The sequence below is a fragment of the Candidatus Neomarinimicrobiota bacterium genome (assembly GCA_022573815.1).
Classification (GTDB): domain Bacteria; phylum Fidelibacterota; class SORT01; order SORT01; family SORT01; genus JACZTG01.
This window is the reverse complement of sequence record JACZTG010000046.1, coordinates 1-8,637: the sequence shown is the minus strand read 5'-3', so window position 1 is coordinate 8,637 and position 8,637 is coordinate 1. Positions and strand designations below refer to the sequence as shown.

The following is an 8,637-nucleotide window of genomic DNA, read 5'->3' as shown; positions in this document are numbered from 1 at the left end:
CAATTCGTTCATAATTAGCAGCTTACCTAATAGGCGCTTTGAGCTATCATCAACAGAAAACCATGGATAGCACTCACTGAATCTGCTTACGCGGTATAAGAAAGCTTGATAATGCTCAGGGGCGTGACGTCCTGAATCGTTGGGATAATCCCATCGGAGTGATATCTGCGAGAACTCCGTCCATCTCCTGATAACAAACGCCAAGCTCTCAAACGCACCGACAACCTCCTTTATATTCTCAAGATAAGATCCGCGTTTCAAATGAATTAGTACCTTGCCTTTGTTCTGTTGTGGTAACGTAATTCCAACCTCTGTTCTGTAGGGCAGTATCTCGCCTTTCAGAGTCTCACCTGTTTCACTCGTATAGTTATCGTGAAACAGTTTATTCAATTTATCGTAATCGTCTTGTTTCATTTTTTCTCTTCTCTATCCCCACAATGTTTTATAGATTTTCACCCCGGTCATCTATTAGCGACCAGTACTTGTTCAACTTCTCAGCCAAATGCCTGATGCGGACTCTTGCAGCTTGTTTAAGTTCGCCCTGGAAGTTTGTGAGTTCCCTCCCTTCAATCTCCTTTTGCTGCCAAGCTAATGCTCCTCTGCATACACCGTATATCCCAACTGCTATTAAGTCTTCATACCAGTCAGCCGGGCTATTATTTGCATATTGGATAGGGATATCATATCGGTGCGCGTTTTCTTTGGCGATCATTATCAGAAGAGGCTTATTCTCCAATATGAATTGTTCAACCTTCTCTCGCATTTCATCGCAGAGAACTTTATCCTTTGTATTGACCTTAATTGATTTATGCGCTTCTATTCCTTTATTAGCACTATCAGAATTAGGCTCTCTCCTTAATTCTTTTAAATCGTTCACGATTTTATCTAACATATAACCCTCCAATATTTCGATGATATCCACCTGATAAAAATTCAATAATTATTGAATCGGTACGCATATGTGCGCGGATTGGGGCCTATTCGGGGATATTCAGGCCTGTTTTGATAAAAAAGGAGGTGTTCCAATGTTCTCTTGAAACACCCGTCAAATGTAGGTTCTATAAGAGTTTGAAGTGGTGGCGCCTCGCGGAATCGAACCACGGACACATGGATTTTCAGTCCACTGCTCTACCAACTGAGCTAAGGCGCCGAATTTTCGAGAGAAAAATTACTTTCATCCCATCCAAAAGTCAAGAGTATTAAACCTCTCTTTTTATCCGGAATTGCTTATTGCAATGAAGGACACATGAAAATTGATTAATTATTGTCTTTTAGCTCTTAGAGATTAAGGAAATGTAATTTAGTAAATTAAAAACATTTATTTATTGCGCTTTTTTCAATTGATTTGTAAATTTCAGAACAATACTTTTTCCGTTACTATTTATATAACAAAAAGAAAGTGGGTAAAATGTAAAATAACTTAGGGGGGATGTTGCAATGCACCATTGGTTACCTGAAAGTATTTCTACTTACGGAGGGGACGTTGACTCCGTTATCCGGTTAGTATATTATCTTACTCTTTTAGCATTTATTCTCATGGAAGGCGCTCTGCTTTACATGATCTTCTTTAGTAAAAAGAAGAATGGAGAGAGGGGGGATTATTTCAGAGGCGATTCTCTAAAACAGGCTTCTTGGACACTTATTCCTTTATTGTTCGTAATAGGTGTTGATATTTTTATCGATATTAAAAGCACATCCACATGGAAGATATTGATGACTGGCGCCGATGATGCTGAAATCAGCGTTCGTATAGAAGCGGAACAATTCAACTGGCAAATGATTTATCCGGGCCCTGATAATATCAATGGAACAGAAGATGACCGAACGATTGAAAATGTTTTGCACGTTCCTGTAAACAAGAAAATCCGGCTTATCTTAACCTCAAGAGACGTTATTCACAGTTTTTTCGTTCCCGTTCTCAGGCTAAAAATGGATTGTCTGCCCGGCAGGGAAATCGATGTTTGGTTTGAGGCGACTGAAGTTGGAGAATATGAAATCCCCTGCGCCGAATTATGCGGTTACGGTCATTCGGGTATGTTGGGAAGATTGATAGTCCATAGTACCGAGGATTATCAATCGTGGTTTAATGAAACCTGGGAATTGAAATCCGATTCTGTTTTAGCTAGGTCAAGTCTTTAATCAACGGGGGTTATAATCTTATGAGCGACAAGAGCTTTATTAAAAATTATCTGTTTTCTACCGATCACAAAACTATCGCAAAACAATTTCTCATTTTCGCCTTGCTCTGGATAGGGCTTGGCGGATTTATGTCTCTCGTTATGCGTTGGCAGCTAGCTTATCCTGAGACCCCGCTACCAGTTATCGGTGCCTCTCAGGAATTTTTAGACAGCGGAGAACCGCAGGGATTTGTTGATCGCACCTGGCAAAGTTTTGAAGAAGACGAAGAAGAGGGCTGGTGGATGACCAATATGCCTTACGGCATTGTGGATCCTTCATTTTATAACGTTTTATTTACTATGCATGCAACTATAATGGTGTTTTTCGTGGCAATGCCGTTACTTTTGGGCACTTTTGCCAACTTCCTGATACCATTAATGATAGGCGCCCGGGACATGGCTTTTCCGTTTCTAAATATGCTCTCTTTCTGGGCAACGGTTGTCTCAGGTTTTATTATGATTGCAAGTTTCTTAGTGCCGGGAGGAGCGTCTTCGGCAGGATGGACAGCATATCCGCCGCTGAGCGCAGTCGTTGAATATACAGGCGTTAACTGGGGAATCAATCTCTGGATATTGAGCCTTGGTGTATTTGCCGTGGCTTCGATGATGGGTTCGATTAATTACATTACAACAGTAATAAATTTAAGGGCAAAAGGACTATCGTTGTATCGATTGCCAATTGTCATTTGGTTTATCTGGATTACAGCTATGATTTCCTTGCTCGCCTTTCCTGTCCTATTAGTAGGGGCGGTTTTACTTCTGTTCGACAGAACTTTTGGAACTGCTTTCTACGCCGCAACCGGTGGAGGAGACCCGCTACTCTGGCAACATCTTTTCTGGTTTTTCGGACACCCGGAAGTATATATTCTTTTTCTGCCGGCCTTCGGTATAACGCTTGAAATCCTCCCGGTATTTTCAAGAAAAACTATCTTCAGTTACAAATATACGATTTACGCGCTCATCACCGCATCAGTTCTCAGCTTCGTCGTATGGGGTCATCATATGTTCGTGAGCGGTATGGACCCGGGCGCGGCAAGCACATTTTTCAGTTTATTTACAATCCTCATATCTGCGCCATTTGCCCTAATAATGTTCAATACAATAGCAACTCTTTACGGTGGGAAAATGAGCTTTACCGCTCCTATGCATTATGCGCTCGGTGTTATCGGAGTTTTTATTTTTGGTGGACTGGGAGGTATTTACCTTGGATCATCTATGGTTAATATGCCTCTTCATGACACTTATTTCGTCGTAGGGCATTTTCACTTCATAATCTTCGGGGCGATTTTCCTCGGTATTTGCGCCGGAATTCAATACTGGTTTCCTAAAATGTTCGGACGAATGATGAATGAAACACTCGGAAAACTCCACTTCTGGCTTACAATAACATCGTTCGTTGCCGTATTTTTTCCCATGCATCTTCTTGGTATGGCCGGGCATATAAGAAGAATTTACAATCCAATGTCTTATGAGTATTTGCAGGATCTTCAATGGATAAACGTTTTTATTTCTTGGGCGTCAGTTGTTTTATTTCTTGCGCAGTTTATCTGGCTATATAATTTTGTGCATAGCTATTTCAAGGGTAAAATAGCTGAGGATAATCCATGGAAAGCAAACAGCATAGAATGGACGGCACATAATCCTGTTCCGCATGGTAATTTTACTACGCCACCGGTGGTATATCGAGGCGCTTACGAGTATAGCGTTCCGGGAGCTCCCGAGGATTGGATTCCTCAAACTAATAAAGATTGAGATTTTCAATAACATCGGTAGCTAAAATAATTGACAATGCCAATCTATTATATTACTATATTTGTCTTCTAAAGGAATGAAGAAATTATTGAATTAATAGTAGCGAAAATAATTAAATATAGAATGGAGACCGCATGCTAAATTGGTTGCCAGAAAATATTTCTACTTATGGAATGGATATAGATTTTCTCTTATATTTCATCTATTACATTACCACTGCCATCTTTTTCATTGTTGCCGCCTTTATGGCGTATTTCCTCATCAAATACCGTTATAACCCGAATCGCAAGGCGGAATACTCGCATGGGAACGTTAAACTTGAGGTGATATGGACAAGCGCCACCACGATTGGGGTTTTTATCCTTGCCCTTATTAGCGCGCCTGTTTGGGAAGAGATCAAATTTGATATGCCTGAACCGGATGTAATGATACAGGTTACGGGTGAACAATTTAATTGGAAGGTTCTTTATCCCGGTCCGGACAAAATCTTTGGAACCGAAGACGACCTTGAGATGGAAAACGAAGTGAATGTACCTGTAAATAAGGTAGTCCATATCAATTTGCTTTCTGACGACGTCATTCACAGTTTTTTCATACCGGTTATGAGACTAAAGCAGGATGCCGTTCCCGGACGCGAGATTACTGTCTGGTTCGAATCTACTAAAACAGGCAAGTATGAAATTCCCTGCGCTGAACTTTGCGGATTTGGACATTCAGGAATGCTTGGACATTTGTATGTTCACTCTCCGGAGGAATATGAGAATTGGGTAAACGAAAATTGGCCCGAATTATAAATCTATTCAACTATTTTTACATTAAGGAAAACTTTAAATGACAGATGATATTTCGGCAGCCGAAACAATCGAAAGCCATCCACATCAAAGTTTCATAAGTAAATATATATTTTCATACGATCACAAGATGATTGCAAAGCAATATCTTTTTCTCGGATTATTAATGTTTTTGGTCGGCGGTATGCTTGCCCTCCTACTCAGATGGGAATTAGGTTATCCCGAGGAGCCTCTGCCAATTATCGGTCTCTCAGACGAATATATTGAAACGGGAGAAGCAGCGAGCGCGGTAGATAGAATGTGGGATCAGTGGTTTGAGGAAGAAACTGAAAATTGGTTTACGAACAACATTCCCGGCGGAGTAATCGGTCCCGACTTTTATAACTCACTTTTCACAATGCATGCCACTATTATGATATTCTTTGCCGTTATGCCTATCCTCATAGGTTGTTTCGGAAATTTCCTTATTCCGCTTATGATAGGTACCAAAGATATGGCTTTCCCCTTTCTGAATATGCTCTCATTTTGGGTGGCTGTGATAGCGACAATCTTAATATTATCTGGGTTTTTCGTCCCGGGAGGTCATGCAGCGGCAGGATGGACGGGCTATCCGCCTCTGTCCACTTCCGAAGCATATTCCGGCGTTGATTGGGGTCAAAATCTCTGGATAATCAGTTTGATGTTTATCGGCATTTCTTCGATGATGGGCGCTATAAATTTCTTAACCACTATTATTAATATGCGAGCAAAAGGTATGACATTCTTCAGAATGCCTCTGACAGTATGGTCGTTGTTTATAGTTGCGATTTTACTGCTGCTTGCGGTACCGGTGCTTGCGGCTGCTCTCGCAATGCTTTTGTTCGATAAAATGATGGGTACAAGTTTCTTTTCCAGTAGTGGTGGCGGAGATCCGATTTTGTGGCAACATCTCTTCTGGTTTTTCGGTCACCCGGAAGTGTACGTATTAATATTACCCGGAATGGGAATTGCCTCTGATATTCTTTCCGTATTCTCGAGAAAGCCAATTTTTGGCTACAAGGCTATGGTTTACGCTATGATCTCAATTGCGGGACTCGGATTTATAGTCTGGGGACATCATATGTTCCAAAGCGGTATGAACCCTGCTCTTGGTATGGCATTTATGTTTTCTACTATGGTTATCGCCGTGCCTTCAGCTATCAAGACGTTCAATTGGCTTGGTACCCTGAAAGGCGGAAATATAAAATTTTCTGTGCCGATGCTTAATGCTCTGGCGTTTGTATCTATGTTCGTTATCGGCGGACTAAGCGGAATTTACATGGCTTCAACACCCGTTGATATTTTCATACATGACACCTATTTCATCGTCGCCCATATTCATTATGTAGTATTCGGCGGAAGTATTTTCGCCTTGTTCGCCGGAATATATTATTGGTTTCCTAAAATGTTTGGAAGAGAAATGAATATGACGCTTGGAAAAATTCATTTTTGGTTTACAATAATATTTTTCAATGCGACTTTCTTCCCGATGCACATACTCGGTATCGGCGGTCATATGAGAAGAATTTATAATCCGATGCAGTATGAATTTCTTCAGGATATGCAATGGATAAACGAATTCATAACCGTCGCTGCTATGCTGCTGGGATTTGCTCAATTACTTTTTATCTATAATTTCTTTTACAGTATGTACAAAGGGAAAGAGGCTCAGGATAATCCATGGGAAGCGAATACACTTGAGTGGACAACGCCTACTCCGCCACCTCATGGAAATTTTTTAACTCCTCCAACAATTTACAGAGGTCCTTACGAATACAGCGTGCCTGATAGAGAAGAAGATTGGTATTCACAATCAGAGGAATAACGATTGAATAATAACCATACTAGAGAACAGCGATGGATAGGCAGAATCGCTCTGACTACTGTCGGCGCCACATTCTTCTTACTGATTTTAGGTGGAATTGTCTCAAGTAAGGGAGTAGGAATGGCTGTTCCGGATTGGCCTACTACATTCGGGTATAATATGTTCACCTATCCTTTATCGAAAATGGTTGGCGGAATATTTTATGAACACAGCCACCGGCTTATCGGATCTCTGGTAGGATTTCTTACTATCGGACTCAGTACGGCGATTCTGTGGAAGGATAATCGCAAGTGGCTTAAGGTTCTATCTGTAGTCGCTTTGATTGCTGTCATCGCTCAAGGAATTATGGGTGGTATGCGGGTTGTAGAAATCAGCAAAATGTTTGCGGTGGCTCATGGGGCATTTGCTCATGCGTTTTTTGCGCTTATTGTAAGCATCGCTTTTTTCTTATCGAATTATTGGAAAGAAATTTCCTCAGATGATAATGTTATGGAGGCATCCAAGCTCCGCAGATTCAGCGTTATTACATCAATAGCGATTTACTTACAACTTATTGCAGGAGCTGTTTACAGACACACGGGGAATTGGTTTTGGGTTCATATGCTTCTTGCGCTCATTGTCACGACCATAATTTTCTTGCTGATGGACTCGGTAAATAAAAAGGTTGGGAAAGTAACATTTTTGCGGAGAACGTCTATTACGCTTAGCGCGTTGATTGTATTGCAGCTTTTTTCGGGATTGGGGGCGTATATGACGAAACTCATTTCTCCTGACCCCCTCACCGCATCATCTATAGTTGTAACGATTACAGTCATACATGTATTGTCAGGAGCGTTGATTTTTTCTTCTTCTGTTCTTCTCACACTCGGTATATTCAAATGCACTAAAGAATCTCAGGAATTGGCTGCCGCATGAATCAGCGTATAAAAGACTATATTATGATGACAAAGCCCCGGCTAATAAGCCTTGTTTTGCTCACAACTCTCGCGGGATTTTTCCTGGGTTCCAACGGTTCACCGGATCTGAATTTACTTTTAACTACGCTTATTGGCTCATCACTCGTAGCATGCGGAGCTCTCGTATTGAATCAATATATTGAGAGAGACGTTGATGCCCTTATGAAACGGACAAGCAACAGACCATTACCCTCGAAAAGATTGAATCCCATTAATGCCCTGATATTTGGGATAGTTCTAAGTCTAATCGGACTAATTATAAATTTATTCTTCATAAACACTCTCACTGCTGCCTTAGCCCTACTGTCTCTTACCTCATATTTGTTTGTTTACACTCCTATGAAAAAAATATCGGCTTTGTGTATTCTTGTTGGCGCTGTTCCGGGCGCGCTTCCGATAGCGGGCGGATGGGTTGCCGCTACGGGAAATTTTGATTTTTCTGCTACAATTCTGTTTTCTATACTCTTTTTCTGGCAGATACCCCACAGTCTTGCAATCGCCTGGCTGTATAAAGGTGATTATGAACGAGCTGGGCTGAAGCTGCTGCCTGATTTCTCTGAGGATAGCAATGCAGTCGGGCATCAGGTATTATTAAACAGTATGGCATTGTTGCCTATCGGACTAATGCCCAGTGTATTCGGAATGACCGGCCATATTCATTTTTTCACTGCTCTGATATTAGGAATCGGATTCACATTATTTGCCGCGAAGTTTGCTCGTAATCGTTCGATAACATCTGCAAAAAAATTACTCTATGCGTCCTATTTATATATACCTTTCCAATTAGGTGTTATGAGTTTTGATCAAATTACAAATTGAACAGGGGGGAAACTATGGATACAGATAATGGAAAATGGAAAACTCTCTACATTATCAGCGGAGTATTAATCTTTCAGGTAATTATTACTATAATTACCGTACTGATAAAAAATTAGGAGTTCGATATGAACGATACTACTGCTGATATATTAATGAATAAGTTCGAGGAGACTCCAAAGCCTCTGATTAAGAGCATGTATCTGGCAATGATGTTGTTCATTGGCGCGGAACTTATGCTCTTTTCAGGATTTATCGGAGCTTTTTTTCTTCTAAGATTGAGCAGTGTTGACTGGCCTCCT

The 8,637-nt window shown here is 41.0% G+C and carries 9 protein-coding genes and 1 tRNA gene; 7 read left to right on the top strand and 3 right to left on the bottom strand.

Going from position 1 to position 8,637, the window contains the following annotated elements:
- The 3 genes from IIB39_10935 to IIB39_10925 form a co-directional block, all read right to left on the bottom strand.
- The coding region (locus IIB39_10935) for a hypothetical protein (GenBank protein ID MCH8929212.1) at positions 1-414 on the bottom strand (414 nt) is incomplete at its 3' end.
- Between the two features lie 28 nt (positions 415-442).
- Entirely contained in the window at positions 443-892 is a 450-nt protein-coding gene (locus IIB39_10930) for a hypothetical protein (GenBank protein MCH8929211.1), read from the bottom strand.
- 182 nt (positions 893-1,074) lie between these two features.
- Positions 1,075-1,150 (bottom strand) — tRNA-Phe (locus tag IIB39_10925).
- A 287-nt stretch (positions 1,151-1,437) separates the two neighbouring features.
- On the opposite strand from IIB39_10925, the gene coxB (IIB39_10920) reads away from it, so the two are divergent.
- The 7 genes from coxB (IIB39_10920) to IIB39_10890 form a co-directional block, all read left to right on the top strand.
- The gene (coxB, locus tag IIB39_10920; protein MCH8929210.1) at positions 1,438-2,139 is read left to right on the top strand and encodes a cytochrome c oxidase subunit II; all 702 of its coding nucleotides are present in this window, start codon (positions 1,438-1,440) and stop codon (positions 2,137-2,139) included.
- 20 nt (positions 2,140-2,159) lie between these two features.
- The gene (locus IIB39_10915) at positions 2,160-3,929 is read left to right on the top strand and encodes a cbb3-type cytochrome c oxidase subunit I (protein MCH8929209.1); all 1,770 of its coding nucleotides are present in this window, start codon (positions 2,160-2,162) and stop codon (positions 3,927-3,929) included.
- Between the two features lie 134 nt (positions 3,930-4,063).
- On the top strand, positions 4,064-4,723 hold the full coding sequence (gene coxB / locus IIB39_10910) for a cytochrome c oxidase subunit II (protein ID MCH8929208.1): 660 nt from the start codon (positions 4,064-4,066) through the stop codon (positions 4,721-4,723).
- Positions 4,724-4,760: 37 nt separating this feature from the next.
- Positions 4,761-6,563: a cbb3-type cytochrome c oxidase subunit I gene (locus IIB39_10905; GenBank protein ID MCH8929207.1), complete on the top strand. Its 1,803-nt coding sequence runs from the start codon at positions 4,761-4,763 to the stop codon at positions 6,561-6,563.
- A 3-nt stretch (positions 6,564-6,566) separates the two neighbouring features.
- Positions 6,567-7,478, top strand: a complete 912-nt coding sequence (locus IIB39_10900) for a COX15/CtaA family protein (protein MCH8929206.1) — start codon at positions 6,567-6,569, stop codon at positions 7,476-7,478.
- Complete coding sequence (gene cyoE / locus IIB39_10895; protein MCH8929205.1) at positions 7,475-8,338, top strand: protoheme IX farnesyltransferase; 864 nt, start codon at positions 7,475-7,477, stop codon at positions 8,336-8,338. Before IIB39_10900 ends, cyoE begins: the two co-directional genes overlap by 4 nt.
- Before the next feature lie 125 nt (positions 8,339-8,463).
- A partial coding sequence (locus IIB39_10890) for a hypothetical protein (protein MCH8929204.1) occupies positions 8,464-8,637 on the top strand: 174 nt, incomplete at its 3' end.